Origin of the sequence: Halomonas meridiana (assembly GCF_009846525.1) — a bacterium.
Classification (GTDB): Bacteria; Pseudomonadota; Gammaproteobacteria; order Pseudomonadales; family Halomonadaceae; genus Vreelandella.
In genome coordinates this window covers 2999129-3017379 of record NZ_CP024621.1, presented here as the reverse complement: position 1 = coordinate 3017379, position 18251 = coordinate 2999129, and the positions used below count along the sequence as shown (strand labels likewise).

The window sequence follows — 18251 nt, the reverse complement described above, 5'->3', positions numbered from 1 at the left end:
GCTTGGTTCCTTGGGCGAGTATAGCGAGCGCAGGGGGATCCGTCAGTAGCCCATTGCCGGGTTCACGGTGGCCAGTGGCTCCCCTGCATCGAAAGCATGCAGGTACGAGATCACCTGATCGATGGCGTCGTTCAGTGGCGTGGGCGCCGCCATATGGGGTGTGACGAGGACCTTGGGGTGTTGCCATAACGGGTGGTCAGCGGGCAGGGGCTCTTCATGGAAGACATCCAACAGCGCGCCGCGCAGATGACCTGAATGCTCGTCCGAACCCAACGCGTTCAGCAGCGCCTGCTCATCGATCAAGCTACCGCGCCCAGGATTGATGACACTTGCCCCTTTGGGCAGTTGGGCCAGCCGCTGGGCGTCGAGAATGTGCCGAGTCGCTGCCGTGTCAGGCAGGATCGTCACCACGCTTTGCACTTGGCTCAACAGCTCGTTCAACCCGTCATCGCCGTGTAGGCAACGCACGCCGCTGATCTTTTTAGGCGTGCGGCTCCAGCCCAAGACGGGAAAGCCCGCCTGTTGAAGAGCGCTGGCGACATAGCTGCCGATGGCTCCTAGCCCCAACACGCCCACTGGCCAGCTCGCTTTATCGGGCACGGCATGGGGCTGCCACCGAGCAGTGGGCTGCTGCGCGGCGTAGCGATCCATGCTGCGGTAGAAGTGCAGCACGCCATAGAGCACGTAATCGGCCATGAGCTCGCTCATACCCGCGTCGCGCAATTTCACGATGGGCACGTCTTTGGGCAGCCCGGGGGTCTTGAGCAGATGATCGACGCCTGCGCCTAGATTGATAATGCCTTTTAGCTGGGTTTGTTCCTGCAAAAGGTGCGCTGGCGCTTTCCATACGGCCAGGTAGTCGGCGTTGATGCGCTCGCTAGCAGGCGCGTCGCTGGTGAGAACGGTCGCCTGAGGCAGCGCTTCGGCAATGGCGTGTTGCCACTGTTCTGCGTCGTCGATATGCACCACGATTTTCATACCATCTCCTGATCATCTGCCCAATGCCGTTGCCCACTATCATGGGTGAGAGCGATAGGCGTGCGCAACCCGCGCTATGCCTGACGCTGACCTCGTAAAGGCGCTGTCAACATTCGAATGAAGGGGGCGTTAACGGCATATGAAATTTTTGTCATAAAGGTTTTGACCGGCAACCAAGGGTGGGTGCTAGTATCGGCTTAAGACGACATTGGCGGGCCAACAGCGGCGGTGGCCAGGTCGATCCTGTGGCCCAGCGCGGCAAGCCACTTTGGCTTGTGCTGGTTCTTAGTGATCTTTGATGGCGAGTTGCCCGATGACTGAGGTTTCCCTGCCTTTCACTCGTGAAGAGTATGCGAACCGCCTGTGGAAGGTGCGTACTGAAATGGCCGTTCGCGGCATCGATGTACTGATCGTCAGCGACCCTTCCAACATGGCGTGGCTGACCGGCTACGATGGCTGGTCATTTTACGTTCACCAGTGCGTATTGGTGGGGCTGGAAGGCGAGCCGGTATGGTTTGGTCGCCGTATGGATGCCAACGGCGCGCTGCGTACTTGCTGGATTCATCCCGACAACATCACCTACTACCCGGATTATTACGTCCAGAACCCCGATATGCACCCGATGGAGTATCTGGCGCAATCGATTATGCCTGACCGTGGTTGGCATACCGGCGTGGTGGGCATGGAGATGGACAACTACTACTTCTCCGCCAAAGCGTATCAGAGCCTATTGAAAGAGCTGCCCCATGCGCGGTTTATGGATGCTAACGCGCTGGTCAACTGGTGCCGGGCGATCAAGTCGCCCCAAGAAATTGCTTATATGCGGGTTGCGGCCAAAATCGTCGAAGGGATGCATTCGCGCATTCTTGAAGTGATCGAACCTGGCCTGCCCAAGAGCAAACTGGTATCAGAAATTTATCGTGTCGGTATCGAAGGGTTTATCGACGAAAACGGCAAAGTATTCGGTGGTGACTACCCGGCCATCGTGCCCATGCTGCCGACCGGAAAAGACGCAGCTGCCCCGCATTTAACCTGGGACGACACGCCGTTTCGTACCGGAGAGGGCACGTTCTTCGAAATTGCTGGCGTGTTTAAACGCTACCACGCCCCTATGTCGCGCACGGTCTTTCTGGGCACACCTCCCACCGACTTCATTCGTGCGGAATCGGCGCTATTGGAAGGGATCGAAAACGGCTTAGCCGTTGCCAAGCCCGGCAACCGCACGGCAGATATCGCCATGGCGCTGGGGGCTGCGATGGATAAATACGGCTTTGACCGTGGCGGTGCCCGCTGTGGTTACCCCATCGGGATCTCCTATCCGCCCGACTGGGGCGAGCGCACCATGAGCCTGCGCCCCTCGGATGAAACCATCCTGCAGCCCGGCATGACGTTTCATTTCATGCCGGGCCTCTGGGTCGATGACTGGGGCCTAGAAATCACCGAAAGCATCCTCATTACCGAAGACGGCTGCGAAACCCTGGCAAACTTCCCCCGCCAGCTGTTCGTTAAATAGCCGCGCACAAGACAAGGGACACACAATGACGCATCAACCGAACCAACTGCGGCCAAGCCCCATTTCCGCCACCGTTGATTTCGACGCCGACGGCGTGCAGCACGGCTTTTTAAAGCTGCCAATCTCCACCGATGAATCGGCTTGGGGCGCGGTGATGATCCCCGTCACGGTAGTCAAGAATGGCGAAGGCCCCACGGCACTGCTCACCGGCGGCAACCATGGCGATGAGTACGAGGGCATCACTTCGCTGTTGAAGCTCTCCTCAACGCTGAAAGCGGAAGACGTGACCGGTCGCGTGATCATCGTGCCCTGCATGAATACTCCCGCGGTGATGGCGGGCAAACGCACCTCGCCCATGGACAAAGGCAACCTGAACCGTAGCTTCCCTGGCGACCCTAACGGCACGGTGACCTCGCAAATTGCCGACTACTTCACCCGCGTGCTGGTGCCCATGAGCGATGTGGTGCTCGACCTGCACTCCGGCGGCCGCACGCTGGATATCCTGCCGTTTGGTGCGTCTCACGTATTGGACGACAAAAAGCAGCAGCAGGCAGCCTTAGAAGGTGCCAAAGCGTTTGGTGCACCTTACGCCATGGTGATGTTTGAGCTGGATGCCGAAAAGCTTTTCGACACCGCTTGCGAGCGCCAGGGCAAAGTGTTTGTGGCCACTGAGTTGGGCGGCGGCGGCACCTCTACGCCGCAAAGCATTGCCATTGCCGAGCGTGGCGTGCGCAACTTCTTAATTCATTACGGCTTGGTAGCTGGTGAAGTGGAGATGCCCAAAGGCGGGCAGATGTACCTTGATATGCCGGATGCCAGTTGCTACGTGCAGAGCCAACACTCCGGCGTGTTGGAGCTCTTAGTGGCGCTGGGGGATGAAGTGAAAAAAGGCCAAACCATCGCCTACGTCTACGACATGACCCGCAGCGGCACGGCTCCGGTGGCCTACCAAGCCGAGCGTGACGGCATTCTCATGGCGCGCCGTGCGCCGTCGCTGATCAATATGGGGGACACCCTGGCGGTGATCGCCGATGTTGTCGAACGCCTGGAGGCGTAGCCCCCGGCATGATGAAACTGGACCGTTTTGATCTCAAAATCCTCGATATCCTCTCTCGGGACGGGCGCATCACCAAATCGAAGCTGGCCGAGGCGATTAACCTGTCCGTTAGCCCCTGCTGGGAACGGGTGAAACGCCTCGAAAAGGCCGGGGTGATTGAAGGGTATACGGCGCGCATCAATGCAGAGGTGTTGGTGCCGCGCAACCCTGTGTGGGTACAGATTGAGCTCAAACAGCACAACGCCGAAAGCTTTGCCCGCTTTGAAGCCTTGGTGATGCAAACCCCCGAGGTGACCGAGTGCGTGGCCGTTGGTGGCGGCGTCGATTATCTCGTGAAGTTCGAAGCTCGTACCATTGATAGCTACCAGCGCTTGATGGATAAGTGGCTGGTATCGGAGGCGGGCATTGAGCGCTACTTTACGTATATCGTGACGAAGACCGTCAAGCATCAGCCGATTGGCATCGACCCCAGCGCTGCGCTTTAGCCGCTTTGCCTTGCGGCCAAAAAAAACCATCATAAAACGTCTTGCCACAAAAAAAGTGCCGGAAAACACCGGCGCTTTCAAAAACACTTCGTGGCGGTTCTCCCTTACGCTAGGCACATCGATTCAGCGCGGCCATTGGGCCGCTGTGATAACCCTTTTGATGTGCACGGTTTGTCGCCCTCACTTGGCTTCACCGTACTGGCTGCAACCTGGGGAGGTTCCCATGACCACACTATCAACCACGCTTGTGAAACGCCTGGAAGACCCGCGCCTGTTCCGGCAGTACGCCTACGTGAACGGCAAGTGGACCCATGGTGAAGGCGGCCGCGAAGAGGCCGTCTTTGATCCTGCCACCAACGAAGCCATTGGCCATATTCCGTTGCTGGAGGCGAATCAAATCACTGCGGCGGTGGATGCAGCCGAAGCGGCCTTCGTTCACTGGCGGGCACTGCGCGCCGACGAGCGTTGCGAACGCCTGCTGGCGTGGTACGACCTGATTCAAGCCAACCGCGAAGACCTAGCGACCATCATGACCCTGGAGCAGGGCAAACCGCTGCCCGATGCCCGTGGTGAAGTAGAGTATGGCGCAAGCTTCGTGCGCTGGTTCGCGGAAGAGGGCAAACGCACCTACGGCGAGACCATCCCTAGCCACATTCCCAATGCATCGCTCGGCACCATTAAAGAGCCGGTGGGCATTGCCGCGATGATTACGCCTTGGAACTTCCCGCTGGCGATGATCACCCGCAAAGCCGCTGCCGCGCTGGCCGCAGGCTGCCCGGTGATTGTGAAGCCCGCCAACGAAACGCCGTTCTCGGCGCTGGCGCTGGCTGAGCTTGCTGAGCGAGCGGGCATTCCCGAAGGTATTTTCAACGTGGTGCTGGGTGAGCCTGCGGAAGTCTCCAAGATTTTGTGCAGCGAACCGCTTATTCGTGCGCTCTCGTTCACCGGCTCCACCCGCGTTGGCCGTCTGCTCATCGAGCAAAGCGCTAACACCGTGAAGCGTCTTTCGCTGGAGCTGGGTGGCAACGCGCCGTTTATCGTCGGGCCGGATATGGACCCGAAAGAAGCCGCCTATGCGGCGGTAGCGGCCAAGTTCCAAACCGCTGGGCAAGACTGCCTTGCCGCTAACCGGATTCTGGTACACGAATCGATTCACGATGAGTTCGTGGCCCAGTTCACCGAGCGTATGGCGGCCCTCACCGTGGGCAATGGCCTGCACGGCGAAGTTGATCTTGGCCCGCTCATTCACCGCCAAGCGGTCGAAAAAGCAGCCGCGATTGTGGACGACGCGATCTCCCAAGGCGCTACGATGGTGGCGGGCGACCAAAGCCAAGCGCCGGGCGACAACTTCTTTATGCCCGTGCTGCTGACCGGTGTGACACCGCAAATGAAAGTATGGCGGGAAGAGAACTTTGCCCCCGTGGCCGGCATTACCGCTTATAGTAGCGACGACGAAGTGATAGAGATGGCTAATGACACCGAATACGGCTTGGCCGCATACATCTACACCCACGATATTCGTCGTATTTGGAAGCTGATGCGCGCGCTGGAGTACGGCATGGTGAGCGTCAATTCCGTGAAGATGACCGGCCCGCCCGTGCCCTTCGGCGGCGTCAAACAGTCCGGCCTTGGCCGTGAAGGTGGCGCTACAGGTATCGATGAGTACCTGGAAACGAAGTACTACTGCCTTGGGGCGCTAGGCTCCGTATCGGGTAGTTAAAAAAGAGAGCAGATACTTAAGGATCAAGGGAGGCTGGTTAGGTACTAAGCGAACCGTCTTTTTCAGGGCCGGAAAGAGCTCCATGCAGTTCCGGCATTCCCGCCATCCATGGCGGTCAGATGAAAAAGCCGAGCGCCCAGGGAGGGGGTTACAGCGTGTTCGTGTGTGCCTAACCAGCCGGAAGCCTTCACTATTTAAATAACCTCCCCACTGTTTGGGGAGGTTTATCGTACAGAGAGAACGTTATGAGCTTGCATCAGGATCTGATCGAACGCGACCGCAAAGTCACCTTCCACGCCTCTACCCATCTGCGCGACTTCGCCCATGGCGATTTGCCTGGCCGAGTCATCACCGGCGGTAAAGGCATTCATATTGTTGATAAAGATGGCCGCGAGTTCATCGACGGTTTTGCGGGTCTTTACTGTGTGAACATCGGCTATGGCCGTACCGAAGTGGCGGAAGCGATTTATAAGCAGGCGCTGGAGCTCTCCTACTATCACACCTACGTAGGCCACTCCAACGAGCCGCAAATCGAGCTTTCCGAGCGCGTGCTGAAAATCGCAGGCCTCAACATGTCCAAGGTCTACTACGGCATGTCCGGCTCTGACGCCAACGAAACCCAGCTCAAAATCGTGCGTTACTACAACAACGTACTGGGTCGCCCGCAGAAGAAAAAGGTTATCTCGCGCATGCGCGGCTACCACGGCTCTGGCATCGCATCTGGCTCACTCACTGGCCTGAAAGCATTCCACGACCACTTTGATCTGCCCATCGAGACCATTCGCCATACCGAAGCGCCGCACTACTACCTGCGCGCCGCCGAGCAGCACGGCATGACCGAGCGTGAATTCTCTGCCTACTGTGCGGATAAGCTCGAAGCGATGATTCTGGAAGAGGGCCCGGATACCGTGGCCGCCTTTATCGGTGAGCCGGTACTCGGCACCGGTGGTATCGTGCCGCCGCCGGAAGGCTACTGGGAAGCGATTCAGCCGGTACTGGATAAGTACGACGTGCTGCTAATTGCCGACGAAGTGGTGTGTGGCTTTGGCCGTACCGGCTCCGACTTCGGTAGCCACCACTACAATATGAAGCCTGACCTGATCACTATCGCCAAAGGCCTGACCAGCGCCTACCAGCCGCTGTCTGGCGTGATTGTCGGCGATAAAGTGTGGAAAGTGCTAGAGCAGGGCACCGGTGAGTTCGGTCCCATCGGCCACGGCTGGACCTACTCAGGCCACGCTCTTGGCTGTGCGGCAGGCCTCGCCAACCTGGATATCATCGAGCGTGAAAATCTGGTGGGTAACGCGGCTGAAACCGGCGGTTACTTCCAGCAGCAGCTGAAAGCGACGTTTGAAGGCCACCCGCTGCTGGGTGATGTGCGCGGCGTTGGCCTGATGGCTGCGCTGGAGTTCTCCCCGGATGCGAAACAGCGTCTGCATTTCGACCCTGCGTTGAAAGTGGGCCCGCGTGTTGCCGCGGCGGCCATGGAAGAGAACCTGATTGCCCGCGCCATGCCCCAAGGCGACATTCTTGGCTTTGCACCGCCGCTGACCATCAACCGTGGCGAAGTAGACGACATGATCGGCCGTGCCAAACGCGCCATCGACCGCGTGACCGATGAGCTCGTGCGCTCTGGCGATCTGAAAACGGGCCAACAAGAAGCGGCCTTCACGATCTAACGCCAGCGATCACCCGATTGGCGAAACACACACTGCCCGCTTGCTGCGGGCAGTGTCGTGTTAGCGCATCATCAGAAGCGGTAGTTGACGCCGAGACGAATATCGCGACCCGGCTCTGCCAGCCCCACGATGCCCTCATAACCGGGGATGTGCTCGAAGTCGGCGTTGCTAGCATGGTCCAGGTACTGTTTATCCAGCAGGTTATTGACGGTCAGCGTGACGGCGAGGTCGTCGCTTTGGGTGGGTAGCCAGCGAACGTAGGCATCGTGCACGCCATATCCCGGTTTACCGATGGTGCCTACCGAGGTATCCAGCGCGTCGATCCCCTCGACGAACTGGCCCCGCCAGCCTACCTGCCAAGCGCGGTTGACGTGGTAATCCACCTGCGCCGTCCACGTATCGCCCACCGTGTTACCAATACCGTTGTACTCATAGACGGTGAGCGGCTGGCCATTCAGTTCGATATCGTTGTGATGGAAACTGAGCCCGGCGGAGAGTGACGCCCACTGGTAATTCGCACTGAGCACATAACCGTTGGACTCTAGATCTCCCACGTTTTGGTAACGCGTGGGGCGACCCAGCGGGTCGGCAATGACGTCGTCGATAGTAGAGCGGTACAGCTCCGCGCTGAACTGCCAGGGGCCTTGCTCGAAGCGCGCTGCGAGTTCGCTGTTGCGAGCATGTTCACCGCGTAAGTCCGGCGCATTGGTTGCTCCCTCTAACTTGAACGCGTCGTGCGCTTTGGGGCCCCGGAACGCGCGAGCATGAGCGGCACTCAGGGTGATCTGGTCAGTTACCATCCACTGGGCGTCGATATTGGGGCTAATGTCATCCTCGCGGTAGGAGAGGCCGCTGTTATCGGTTAGGCGGTAGCGGTCATAGCGGGCGCCTAGCCCCAATTGAACGTCATCGGTGAGCTGTAGGGCGTTTTGCAAGAAGACGCCAGCGATGTCGCCACTTTCACGCTCCAGGGTAGGGTTATCGGCATAGCCCGCCGTGACCTCGTCGTCACGATAATCAAGGCCGTAAGTGAGTCGATGGCTACCTACCCTGCTGGTGTTGGCGATGGTCAGCCCGGTGGAAGCGGATTCACCAAAGTAGCGTCCCCAGCGGTCGGCAACGTTTTGCTCCACATCGGCGGTGGTGTGGTACAGCGTGGCCTCCAGGTCGAGCCGCTGTTGGCCTTGCGGGCGCAGCCGATAGTTGAGCGTGCTGGTTTGGCGCTCGGCGTCCAGTGTGTAGAGGCGGTTGAAACCGCTCACGATCCACTGCGGGCGCTGGGCGCGTTCGCCCTCGTCCTGACGAATCTCGTGACTGAGCGTAAAACGCTGGGCGCCAAAGTCCCCTAGCAGTTTCACTTGCCCCAACTGTTGATTGGCCTCGGTACCGGCCTGTTCGCTGCCGTTGCCATCTTCATAACGCTGCTGGTCGCGTTCGACGAGCGTGCCCATGGCGCTCCACTGGTCGTTGACGCGTCCAAATAGCGTGGTACTGACACGGTAACTCTCTGGGTTGGTACCCGCGCCCGCTGACAATAGCCCGCCTAATCGCTCGCCGTCGCGTAACAGGTCATCCGGGTCTTTGGTGACGAAGCGGACACTACCGCCTAGGGCACCTGGGCCGTCGGTAGCTCGACCAGCACCCGTGGTGACTTCGACACGCTTGAGCAGAGCTGGGTCGACGCCAATACGTCCCGTATGGTGAAACAGGCTGCCGCTTTGCGCCGCGCCATCAATGGTGACGTTTAGCAGCGGGTCCTCGACGCCACGCACGTAAAGCTTCTGTGCAATACCGAGCGACCCCCCACGCTGATTTGTGGGTCTTGGTCAAATAGATCGCCTAGGTCGTCGGCTTGGTAACGCTCCAGCGTGTCGGCGTCTACCACGCTATCGCTGTGGTGAAGCGCTTCCGCCACGACGTGGACGGTGTTTAGCGTTGGCGACGACTGAGCAAAGGCCGCGCTGCTCATCAGCGCAGCGATCGTCAGGCCGAGGGGGTGACGTAGAAAACGAGCGGTTGACGGCATGATAACGAGGAGGCTCCCAATGTTTTTCTATTTGATTATTATTCTCGTTTGAGAGGGTGTCGTTGGCTACCGTTTTTACAACTGTTACAACTGGCGGCGGGAGGAGAAGGCAACGTGCGGCTGGGCAGCGTTCTTTGGCAACGTGATGACGTGTTCCAAACCGCCGTGGGGATGGTTACGAGTACTGATACCCCCCTGCACTGCCTGGATATGACGCAGTGCCAGCGCTAGTCCCAGCCCGGTACCCTCTGGGCGTGATTGCCGCGCCTCTGCCGTGCGGTAGAAGGGCGTAAACACGTGTGGAAGCTGCGATGCCTCTACCCCCGGGCCGTTATCGCGTAGCGTTAACTGATAGCTATGTGGCCCGGCGCTTAAGGTGAGTGTCACCGTCGGCGGTTTGGCGACCTCGTGTGGCGCAGATGAATAGTGACAGGCGTTGCGCAAAAGGTTTTCCAACGCCTGGCCCAGCGCTCGCTGGTTGGAGTGCATTAGCAGAGCGCTTTCGGGCAGCGACACGCACCAGCGGTGATCGGGATACTCAAAGCGCACGTCATCCAGCAGAGCATCCAGTAAATCGATCAAATCAAACGTGTCGTTGCCCACCGCCGGTGTCTCGTGGGTGAGCCAGGCCAGCGTCAGCGCGTCGTTGACCAACTGACGCATCTGCTGGCTCTCCTGCTCTAGGCGGGCAAGCGATGCCGGTGAGGTAGCGCCCGCTTTCATTTGCTCAATCGCCAAGCTAAGACGGGTCAGCGGCGCACGAATTTCATGGGAAAGGTCGGCCAACAGCTGCCGCTGGGCGGTAATGGTCGCTTGGGTTTTGCTCGCCATGCCATCGAACCGGAGCATCAGTTCGCCTAACTCGTCATGCCGGGGCGGTAGGTTTCGGTTGGCATGGGGCTGACCCTCGGCAATGGCCGTCGTGGCATCTTGCAGGTAGCGCAGTGGTCCGCTGATATGTCGATATAGCAGCCAGCCAATAGCGAGTAGCGTCAACAGAGGAATCAGTCCATTGACGAGCCAAATCACGCTCTTGAGATGGCTACCGGGGCGCATACGCTGGGGTAGGGTGATCAAGAAGTGGCGGTGGCCACCTGCGAAGGTAATGTCCATGATGGGGTTATCGGGAAAATAGAGGTGGATTGGCCATTCGATCAACCGGCCCAACCGATACCCCTCCTCGAACTGGGCGGACAGCGTGCCCCCCGCCACCGGTGTCACGCTGGAGGTCACCACCGCTGCCCAGGTGTTCTCTTGCGCTTGCAAAGCCTCTAACCAGGCGGCCAATGCGGCGTCATCGCCCGCGCGGTAAAGCGCTTCGGCCGTGGCTCCCCAGTCGGCCAAGGTGCGCTGATGATGCGGGGCAATCACGCTCATTTGCCGTTCTGCCCATTTTTCGAGTAGCGACGTCGAGATCACCAAGGCAAGGCCGCCGGTCGCTACGATGCCGCACACCTTCCAGAGCAAACGCCGTTTCATTGTAAGCAGTAGCCCTTCCCGTGTTGCGTTTGCAGTCTCAGCGCATCGAAACCGGCGCCGCTGAGCTTGCGACGAATACGGCTCACATGCATGTCCAAACTGCGGTCATACGGGCTGTAATCGCGCTGAAATAAACGATGATACAGGTACGTTTTACTCAGCGTTTGGCCTCGATGGTGCGCCAGCAGCCACAGTAAACGGAACTGTAGCGGAGTGAGTTCGACGGGCGTTCCTGATACCTTGAGTTCCACCCGTGCAGGGTCGAAAGAGAGGCTATCCACCTGCAAGCAGTGTGTGAGGTTGGCAGACTGCAGCCCCGTGCGGCGCAGCAACGCTTCGATCCGTAGTACCAGCTCCAGTGGGTGAAACGGCTTGGCTAAGTAGTCATCCGCTCCGTGCTGAAGTCCACGAATACGCGCTTCTTCGGCACCGCAGGCACTCAGCATCAACACCGGTAGCGTGGTGTTTTTGCGCAGCGCTGACAGCAGCTCCAGGCCGCTCATGCCGGGCAGCCGAACGTCCAATAGCAGCAGGTGAATGTCGCCCTCTAGCGCGCGTTGAAAGCCGCTGTTGGCATCGAGACAGTGGGTGACACGATACTCCCGCTGGCTAAGTAAATGGGTCAGCTGTTCGCCGAGGATGGGATCATCGTCGATCAATAAAAGATGCTGTGGGGCAGACATGAGGAATTGGAAAACGCATTTTGCCAGTGAATGATAATAATGATTGTTTACATTCTTATTGGCAAGAGGAGACGCGAGGCGCGCGACATGAATGGAGGTTTTCGCTCGGCCCGCTACGCTTAACTCCATGGAGCCATCAACGTTGAGAAGGAGCCCGTTATGCAACCGGTACTCGCTTTTGATGTATACGGTACGCTAATCGATACCCTGGGGGTCACCATCGAGCTGGAGCGCCGCCTGAGCGATGCCAGCAAGGCAGGTGAGTTCGCCAAGCGCTGGCGAGAAAAGCAGTTGGAGTACAGCTTCCGGCACAGCCTGATGGGTGCGTATGTGCCTTTTGCCGAGTGCACCCGAGAAGCGCTGGTCTTTACGGACCGCGCGCTACAAACCGGCCTGTCCGATAACGATCGTGACCATTTGATGGTGGTTTATGCTGAGCTGCCCGCTTTCCCCGATGTGGTGCCAGCGCTGGATCGATTACGCGATGCCGGTATTCGCTGCGTGGCGTTTTCGAACGGCACCGAAGAGGCCGTCAATCAGCTACTGACGCGCGCTGGGGTGAAGAGCCATATGGACGCCGTGGTGAGTGTCGATGCCATCAAGCGCTTCAAGCCCGACCCGGCCGTTTACGCCTATCTCCGCACGCGGCTGGAGACGCGACCGGAAGCAACATGGTTAGTATCCAGTAATCCGTTCGATGTGATTGGGGCCACCCACGCGGGCCTGCGCAGTGCTTGGATACGCCGCCACTCCGATGCACCGTTCGATCCATGGGGGATTGAACCCGATATGACGGTACCCGAGCTTGAAACCTTGGCAGACCGGATGATGCGCTAGGTTGGTATCTCGCGCTACCGGCCCCATAATGGAAGCGAGCCTTACTCTTAACTTGGAAGACGACATGTCGAAAAAAATCTACTGCATCGCGAGCTTCAAACCCAAAGCCGGTAAAGAAGAAGCCGTTTTCAAAGCGCTGCAGACCCTGGAGCCCAATACGCATCGCGAAGATGCCTGTCTGCACTACACGGTGACTCGCCAAATCGATAACCCGTTTGCCCAGGGCACGAGCTACCCGATCGTGTTCCACGAGATTTGGGCCAGTCGCGAAGAGTTCGAAGCCCACTGCCAGCGTAAGGAAATTCAGGACTTCTTCGCCAAGCATGTCGAGTCGCCAGAAGGCGATATCGAAGACGCCAACGTGTGCGTTTACACCGACGAGCCGTGGAATTTCGACGCTCCCAAGGTGTAACTCACGCTCAGCGTGTAGAATAGGCGAATGAAAGAGAGCGACTACGGAGCTAACATGACCGAAAAGAAGATGAACGTCGAAAGCTTTAACCTGGATCACACCAAGGTAAAAGCGCCCTACGTACGTTTGGCCGATATTAAAGAGGGCCAGAACGGCGACCGTATCCATAAGTACGACCTGCGGATCTGCCAGCCCAACAAAGAGCACATGGAGATGCCTGCGCTGCACTCCCTGGAGCACTTGATGGCGGAAATGTCGCGCAACCATACCGATAAAGTGGTCGATATCAGCCCGATGGGCTGCCAGACCGGCTTCTACATCGCGCTGATCAACCACGATGATTACGACGACGTGCTGTCGATCGTCGAGAAAACCCTTAACGACGTACTCACCGCCACCGAAGTGCCCGCCTGCAACGAAATGCAGTGCGGCTGGGCCGCCAGCCACAGCCTGGAAGGCGCCCAGAAGCTTGCCAAAGGTCTGCTAGACAAGCGCAGTGAGTGGACGGAAGTGTTTGCGTAAGCAGCCTTGCGTCGATTCAGAATGCAAAACGCCCCCTTATGGGGGCGTTTTGGTGTAAGGGTGCACGTCCCTGTGCATGAAAATCGGTCGCTCTAAATATGCGTATCCGCCGCCAACTGCTCGATGGAGTGGGCGACGCTTCTGGCGTCTTGCAGAATCTTGTTCACGATGGCGTCGATTTCGCTGACGCTGGACTGGCTGGCCTTGCCTTGTTGAATGACCTGCTGCATGGCTTGCGTGGTGCGTTCGACTAGGCTGCTGTTGTCTTTGAGCACGCGGGTAATTTGGTCGACGGCTTCAGTAGCCCCTTTCGCCAGTTGGCGGACCTCGTTGGCGACCACCGCAAAGCCGCGACCTTGCTCTCCCGCGCGAGCGGCTTCTACGGCAGCGTTCAACGACAGAAGATTGGTTTGGCTAGCGATCTTGGCAATCGACTCCGTGATCGTGTTGATGCTTTGCGACTGCTTATGCAGTGCATCGATTAGCTCTTGCGCCTTTGCCAGGGTTTGGGCAGCTTGCTCGGAGCCTTTCACCATTTCATCCAAGTGGTCCAGGCTATCCTTGGCGGTGCGTTCGATTTGCGAGGTGCTGCTCTGGGCCGAACTGATGGTGCCTGATGTGGCATTGGCTTTTTCGACCAGTGGCGTGATGTCGCTGGCGAACTTGACGACTTCGACGACATTGCCATCAGCATCCGTCACCGGGTTATAGGTTGCTTCCAGCCAGACCGTTTTACCATGGGCATCTACTCGCTCGAACCGCCCTTTATTGAATTCCCCCTTAGCCAAGCGTTGCCAAAAATTCGGCTGTTGACGGTAAAAGTCGGGTCGGCAGAACATCTTATGGTGCTGTCCAATCAGCGTATCGCGACGATACCCCATGACGTTTTCAAAGTTCTTGTTGACGTCCAGTATGTAGCCTTCGGGAGAGAACTCAATCACCGCCATAGAGCGGTGCAGGGCGTGAAGCAAGGCATCTTGATGTCGCGCTTCCTGGTGGCTGCTGGTGACCTCATTGGCAACTTTAAAAATTTCCGTAACTTTGCCAGAGCGCGAGCAAATCGGTAGATAGGTAGCTTCCAGCCATACCTCGTCACCATTCTCTTTGAAACGGCGAAAGCGGCCGTGATGACTTTCACCTCTGGCAAGCTTTTGCCAAAACTGCTGATACTCTGGTCGTTGCGCTTCGGCGGCATCGCAAAAAATGCGGTGGTGCTGCCCCTTAATATCCTGTAACCGACAGTCCATGACGTCCAGAAACGGCTGGCTGGCGTGTTTGATCACTCCCTGCGGTGTAAAGAAGATACAGGCAGTGTGAGTAAGCAGCGCTTGATAAAGAGATGCATTTAAAAAAGGAGTATGCATTGTTGCCTTCTCTATTTTCAGTGTTCCATACAGGAGGAGGCGCAAGGGGAGGCACCTAAGATAAACATGGCATGGTTTTTCTTGGAAAGGTAATTTTTATTAGCCGTGCGCGATGTTTTTTCAAGCCGAGCCTTTATCCACTATAGACGTTTTAATTAAAGCATCGGCCCATGGAAAATGTGAAAAAATGCAAACTTTCTTACTCAAGTGATTGATACTAATAGCCCCCGAAAAAGCAGTGGTTTTTACGGATTGACACTGCTGCTTGCATCGCGTGATAAAGTAAACCTAAGCTCATGATGTGGGCAATGAAGTCTGCGCCACTAGGTTATAACGTGATGCTCAACAAACGCTGGCAACACATCAGTCAATACAAATTATCCCCTGACGTCGATACCGATGCATTGGACAGGCTCATTGCGTCGGTCGCCGATTTTTTTGAGTTCCCCATTGCGCTGGTGTCCGTTCTCGGTCAGAAACAGTGGTTCATCGCCAAGTCGGGGTTGGACGTGGACTTCACGTCGTTAGAGGACGCGTTTTGTCGCCATGTGGTTGCCTTACGGGCACCGCTGGTCATTGAGGACGCCAGCCAGCATCCTGATTTTCGTGATAACCCGCTCGTGCTAGCCGCTCCGCATATTCGCTTCTATGCGGGTGTTCCGCTGACCGCAGGTGGGCGTGAAGTGGGGGCCGTGTGCTTGATCGACAGCCGTCCTAATACGCTCTCCGACAAAGATTTGCGCTTTTTGGAGTCGCTAAGCTATTTCATAAGCGACTATATCCATCTGATTGATAAACAACGGGCGGGAATCAGCGATGGCGATTTCGCCATGATGATCGAGTCCGCAGACGTAGGCGTTTGGGACTGGGAGATATCCAACGACCACAACGTGTTCAACCAGCGTTGGTGTGAGATGCTGGGTCTGGAGAGCGATGAGGTAGAGAGCCGCTCTAGCTTCTGGAAAAGTTTGATTCATTCCGACGACTTTACGTCGGTCAACAACGCCATTCGGCGGCACTTGGCGCAGGAAGACGAGGTATTGAACGTCGAGTATCGGATGCGTCATGCCGAAGGCCATTGGCTCTGGGTGAACACCTACGGCCGAGTGGTCGCCAACGACAGTGCAGGGCGACCACTGCGTTTAACCTGCGTGACTCGGGATATTTCGGACAAAAAGAGCGCCGAGCTGCGTGAGCGAAAGCAGGTGCAGTTACTCAACTTCATGAACCGCGCCCAGAGCGTTTTTCTTCACGAAAAAGACATCCGCCACTCCTGCGAGCTGATCTTCGACGAGCTATTACATCTCGCAGAGAGCCAGTTTGGGCTGATCGGCCAGGTGCAAGTGCGAAGCGACGGAGAGAAGTCCCTGTTCATCCACGCGCTTTCGAACATCAGCTGGAGCGAGGAGACCAATGAGCAGTACCGTGCCTACCAACGGGGCGAGCTATTTTTCAACAACCTAGACAATCTGTTTGGCCATGTGGTGACCAGTGGCCATGTCGTGTTAGCCAATCGCCCTCGCCAGCATCATGCGTCTCGCGGGACACCCGCAGGCCACCCTCCCTTGCTGCGATTTTTGGGTTTACCGATCAAAATTGCCGATGAAACCGTTGGGATGATTGGGCTTGCCAATAAAGAAGAAGATTATACCGAAGAGGATGCGCTGTTTTTACAGCCCCTTTTAGATACATTGGGTGCGCTGTTTTATGCTTTGGACGTCGAAAAGTCACGTCACCATGCAGAACAGCAGTTGCGCTATCTTGCTGAAACGGATGTATTAACGAAATTACCCAATCGGCGTGCTTTTATAGAGCGCACATCGGCGTTTTATTCTCAGCTTAAATTTACTTTTTCTATTGCAGTTATTGATATCGACTATTTTAAATCGATTAACGACCAGTACGGGCATCAGGTCGGTGATGAAGTGCTTCAAGAGGTAGCGTTCCGCTTAAGTCACTCGCTGCGCTCCGATGACTTGGTCGCGCGGCTTGGGGGCGAAGAGTTTGGTATCTGTTTATACGATACCCACGATGCCCCGACGTTGGAGCTACTTCGACGAGCGATCGCCGAGACCCCCATCTTGACCAGCGAAGGCGCAGTACATGTCACAGTAAGCATTGGTGCCTGCCAAGTGAAGCCGAGAGGCAGCGCGGAGCACTGGGAGGAAGACCTACGCCGTGCCGATATGGCACTGTATCGCGCCAAGAAAGAGGGACGTAATCGCGTTCGATGGCATATGCCGAGTAAGGAGACCAGTTTTACATAGGTGGGCTGGCGGCGCAGCGGTGAGTTGCCTAGGCTAGTGATTGACACCTGATGATCGAGTCTCTATAACGCTATTTCACCCACTACCTAGAGCTTCCATGTTCCTCCTCATCACGATTGCTACGTTCTCAATCGCGTTCTCCTTTCTGTGTTCTATTCTAGAGGCAGCGCTGCTGTCGATTACGCCGAGCTATATTGCCAAGCAAAAAGAAGACAATCCAAAGCTGCATACAGCGCTGACCAAGCTGAAAACCAATATCGACCGGCCGTTAGCCGCGATTTTGACCCTCAACACCATTGCCCACACGGTTGGTGCAACGGCCGTTGGTGCCCAAGCGGCGGTCGTATTCGGCGAGTCTTCCATCGCGATCGTCTCTGCCGTCATGACCATGCTGATTCTGGTCCTGTCAGAGATCATTCCCAAAACGATCGGCGCCACCTACTGGCGCGGCCTGGCTCCGCTGTTGCCGAAGCTTTTGAACCCGATGATCATTGGGCTGCTGCCCTTCATCTGGATGTCGGAGCAAATTACGCGTCGTTTAGGCAAATCTGAGCACGATGTGGACCTGCGTGACGAAATCAAAGTGCTCGCGCGAGTGGGTCTCGAAGAGGAGGTGCTGGATGCTGACGAATCACGCACCATCATCAACATGCTCAACCTGCACGATATTCTGGTGAACAAGGCCATGACGCCGCGCACCGTGTGCGAAACCGTGCCACCGAACATGACCGTCAGCGAATTCGACGAGCAGTACGGGAAAGCACCGTTCACCCGTTTCCCGGTGATGGACAACGGCGAGCAGGCGTTTGGGTATGTGCATAAGGCTGATATGTACCACGCCGACGACACCAAAACGATGCGTGAGTTGATGCATCCCATTGGCAGCGTCGACGTCTCCAATAATGTGGAGCAGGTCTTCACCTCCATGTTGAAAGATCACCTTCATATGCGAGTGGTCTACGATGAGCACGGCACCTTCGTGGGGCTGATCACGCTGGAGGACATTATCGAGACTATCTTGGGTCAAGATATCGTCGATGAAACCGACAGCGTGGCGAACCTGCGCCACTACGCGAAACAGCGCTGGGTCAAGCGAATTAAACGCGAAGAGAAAGACGTGAAACCGGCAGAGTGAACGCCGCCGTCATCTCATTGTCTTTAGCGCTAAACGTTCTATAGTGAAGGCGTTGAAAGTCATATAAGGTATGAGAACCACTTCACGTTAACGA

At 57.0% G+C, this 18251-nt stretch carries 16 protein-coding genes and 1 pseudogene; 10 read left to right on the top strand and 7 right to left on the bottom strand.

What is annotated here, in order from left to right:
- Positions 1-42: 42 nt before the first annotated feature.
- Positions 43-978, bottom strand: a complete 936-nt coding sequence (locus CTT34_RS14390; protein ID WP_159343046.1) for a 2-hydroxyacid dehydrogenase — start codon at positions 976-978, stop codon at positions 43-45.
- A gap of 313 nt (positions 979-1291) precedes the next feature.
- Here CTT34_RS14390 and doeA point away from each other — a divergent pair, with 313 nt between their 5' ends.
- From doeA to CTT34_RS14365, 5 genes are all read left to right on the top strand, one after another.
- Positions 1292-2491 (top strand): ectoine hydrolase DoeA, encoded by a 1200-nt coding sequence (gene doeA, locus CTT34_RS14385; protein ID WP_159343045.1) that lies wholly within the window; start codon positions 1292-1294, stop codon positions 2489-2491.
- A 25-nt stretch (positions 2492-2516) separates the two neighbouring features.
- Complete coding sequence (gene doeB, locus CTT34_RS14380; RefSeq protein WP_159343044.1) at positions 2517-3548, top strand: N(2)-acetyl-L-2,4-diaminobutanoate deacetylase DoeB; 1032 nt, start codon at positions 2517-2519, stop codon at positions 3546-3548.
- Between the two features lie 8 nt (positions 3549-3556).
- Complete coding sequence (locus CTT34_RS14375; RefSeq protein WP_159343043.1) at positions 3557-4033, top strand: Lrp/AsnC family transcriptional regulator; 477 nt, start codon at positions 3557-3559, stop codon at positions 4031-4033.
- 223 nt (positions 4034-4256) lie between these two features.
- Positions 4257-5753, top strand: coding sequence for an NAD-dependent succinate-semialdehyde dehydrogenase (locus CTT34_RS14370; RefSeq protein WP_159343042.1), 1497 nt, complete (start codon positions 4257-4259; stop codon positions 5751-5753).
- Positions 5754-5998: 245 nt separating this feature from the next.
- Entirely contained in the window at positions 5999-7432 is a 1434-nt protein-coding gene (locus tag CTT34_RS14365; protein WP_159343041.1) for an aspartate aminotransferase family protein, read from the top strand.
- A 71-nt stretch (positions 7433-7503) separates the two neighbouring features.
- On the opposite strand, the gene CTT34_RS14360 is transcribed toward CTT34_RS14365, so the two are convergent.
- The 4 genes from CTT34_RS14360 to CTT34_RS14350 form a co-directional block, all read right to left on the bottom strand.
- Positions 7504-9204 (bottom strand): TonB-dependent receptor domain-containing protein, encoded by a 1701-nt coding sequence (locus CTT34_RS14360; protein ID WP_217352967.1) that lies wholly within the window; start codon positions 9202-9204, stop codon positions 7504-7506.
- On the bottom strand, positions 9177-9458 hold the full coding sequence (locus CTT34_RS18345; protein WP_217352966.1) for a hypothetical protein: 282 nt from the start codon (positions 9456-9458) through the stop codon (positions 9177-9179). Before CTT34_RS18345 ends, CTT34_RS14360 begins: the two co-directional genes overlap by 28 nt.
- Before the next feature lie 84 nt (positions 9459-9542).
- The gene (locus CTT34_RS14355) at positions 9543-10937 is read right to left on the bottom strand and encodes a sensor histidine kinase (protein WP_159343040.1); all 1395 of its coding nucleotides are present in this window, start codon (positions 10935-10937) and stop codon (positions 9543-9545) included.
- A complete protein-coding gene (locus CTT34_RS14350) occupies positions 10934-11620 on the bottom strand; it encodes a response regulator transcription factor (protein ID WP_159343039.1) in 687 nt (228 codons plus the stop codon). Before CTT34_RS14350 ends, CTT34_RS14355 begins: the two co-directional genes overlap by 4 nt.
- Before the next feature lie 159 nt (positions 11621-11779).
- On the opposite strand from CTT34_RS14350, the gene CTT34_RS14345 reads away from it, so the two are divergent.
- From CTT34_RS14345 to CTT34_RS14335, 3 genes are all read left to right on the top strand, one after another.
- On the top strand, positions 11780-12457 hold the full coding sequence (locus CTT34_RS14345; protein WP_159343038.1) for a haloacid dehalogenase type II: 678 nt from the start codon (positions 11780-11782) through the stop codon (positions 12455-12457).
- A gap of 64 nt (positions 12458-12521) precedes the next feature.
- The gene (locus CTT34_RS14340; RefSeq protein WP_062360950.1) at positions 12522-12869 is read left to right on the top strand and encodes a putative quinol monooxygenase; all 348 of its coding nucleotides are present in this window, start codon (positions 12522-12524) and stop codon (positions 12867-12869) included.
- Between the two features lie 54 nt (positions 12870-12923).
- Positions 12924-13391 (top strand): S-ribosylhomocysteine lyase, encoded by a 468-nt coding sequence (locus CTT34_RS14335; RefSeq protein ID WP_159343037.1) that lies wholly within the window; start codon positions 12924-12926, stop codon positions 13389-13391.
- Between the two features lie 92 nt (positions 13392-13483).
- On the opposite strand, the gene CTT34_RS18720 is transcribed toward CTT34_RS14335, so the two are convergent.
- Together CTT34_RS18720 and CTT34_RS18715 are read right to left on the bottom strand one after the other, a co-directional pair.
- Complete coding sequence (locus CTT34_RS18720) at positions 13484-13927, bottom strand: methyl-accepting chemotaxis protein (protein WP_475326303.1); 444 nt, start codon at positions 13925-13927, stop codon at positions 13484-13486.
- A gap of 102 nt (positions 13928-14029) precedes the next feature.
- Positions 14030-14755, bottom strand: a pseudogene (locus CTT34_RS18715) (PAS domain-containing protein); the annotation flags it as partial.
- 308 nt (positions 14756-15063) lie between these two features.
- On the opposite strand from CTT34_RS18715, the gene CTT34_RS14325 reads away from it, so the two are divergent.
- A complete protein-coding gene (locus CTT34_RS14325; RefSeq protein WP_159343035.1) occupies positions 15064-17022 on the top strand; it encodes a diguanylate cyclase domain-containing protein in 1959 nt (652 codons plus the stop codon).
- A 97-nt stretch (positions 17023-17119) separates the two neighbouring features.
- The gene (locus tag CTT34_RS14320; RefSeq protein ID WP_159343034.1) at positions 17120-18157 is read left to right on the top strand and encodes a CNNM domain-containing protein; all 1038 of its coding nucleotides are present in this window, start codon (positions 17120-17122) and stop codon (positions 18155-18157) included.
- Positions 18158-18251: the final 94 nt, after the last annotated feature.

Coding starts and splice junctions, on each gene's coding strand:
- CTT34_RS14390 (WP_159343046.1), bottom strand. CDS start 978: ATGAAAATCGTGGTGCATATCGACGACGCAGAACAGTGGCAACACGCC.
- doeA (WP_159343045.1), top strand. CDS start 1,292: ATGACTGAGGTTTCCCTGCCTTTCACTCGTGAAGAGTATGCGAACCGC.
- doeB (WP_159343044.1), top strand. CDS start 2,517: ATGACGCATCAACCGAACCAACTGCGGCCAAGCCCCATTTCCGCCACC.
- CTT34_RS14375 (WP_159343043.1), top strand. CDS start 3,557: ATGATGAAACTGGACCGTTTTGATCTCAAAATCCTCGATATCCTCTCT.
- CTT34_RS14370 (WP_159343042.1), top strand. CDS start 4,257: ATGACCACACTATCAACCACGCTTGTGAAACGCCTGGAAGACCCGCGC.
- CTT34_RS14365 (WP_159343041.1), top strand. CDS start 5,999: ATGAGCTTGCATCAGGATCTGATCGAACGCGACCGCAAAGTCACCTTC.
- CTT34_RS18345 (WP_217352966.1), bottom strand. CDS start 9,458: ATGCCGTCAACCGCTCGTTTTCTACGTCACCCCCTCGGCCTGACGATC.
- CTT34_RS14355 (WP_159343040.1), bottom strand. CDS start 10,937: ATGAAACGGCGTTTGCTCTGGAAGGTGTGCGGCATCGTAGCGACCGGC.
- CTT34_RS14350 (WP_159343039.1), bottom strand. CDS start 11,620: ATGTCTGCCCCACAGCATCTTTTATTGATCGACGATGATCCCATCCTC.
- CTT34_RS14345 (WP_159343038.1), top strand. CDS start 11,780: ATGCAACCGGTACTCGCTTTTGATGTATACGGTACGCTAATCGATACC.
- CTT34_RS14340 (WP_062360950.1), top strand. CDS start 12,522: ATGTCGAAAAAAATCTACTGCATCGCGAGCTTCAAACCCAAAGCCGGT.
- CTT34_RS14335 (WP_159343037.1), top strand. CDS start 12,924: ATGACCGAAAAGAAGATGAACGTCGAAAGCTTTAACCTGGATCACACC.
- CTT34_RS18720 (WP_475326303.1), bottom strand. CDS start 13,927: ATGGTGAAAGGCTCCGAGCAAGCTGCCCAAACCCTGGCAAAGGCGCAA.
- CTT34_RS14325 (WP_159343035.1), top strand. CDS start 15,064: ATGAAGTCTGCGCCACTAGGTTATAACGTGATGCTCAACAAACGCTGG.
- CTT34_RS14320 (WP_159343034.1), top strand. CDS start 17,120: ATGTTCCTCCTCATCACGATTGCTACGTTCTCAATCGCGTTCTCCTTT.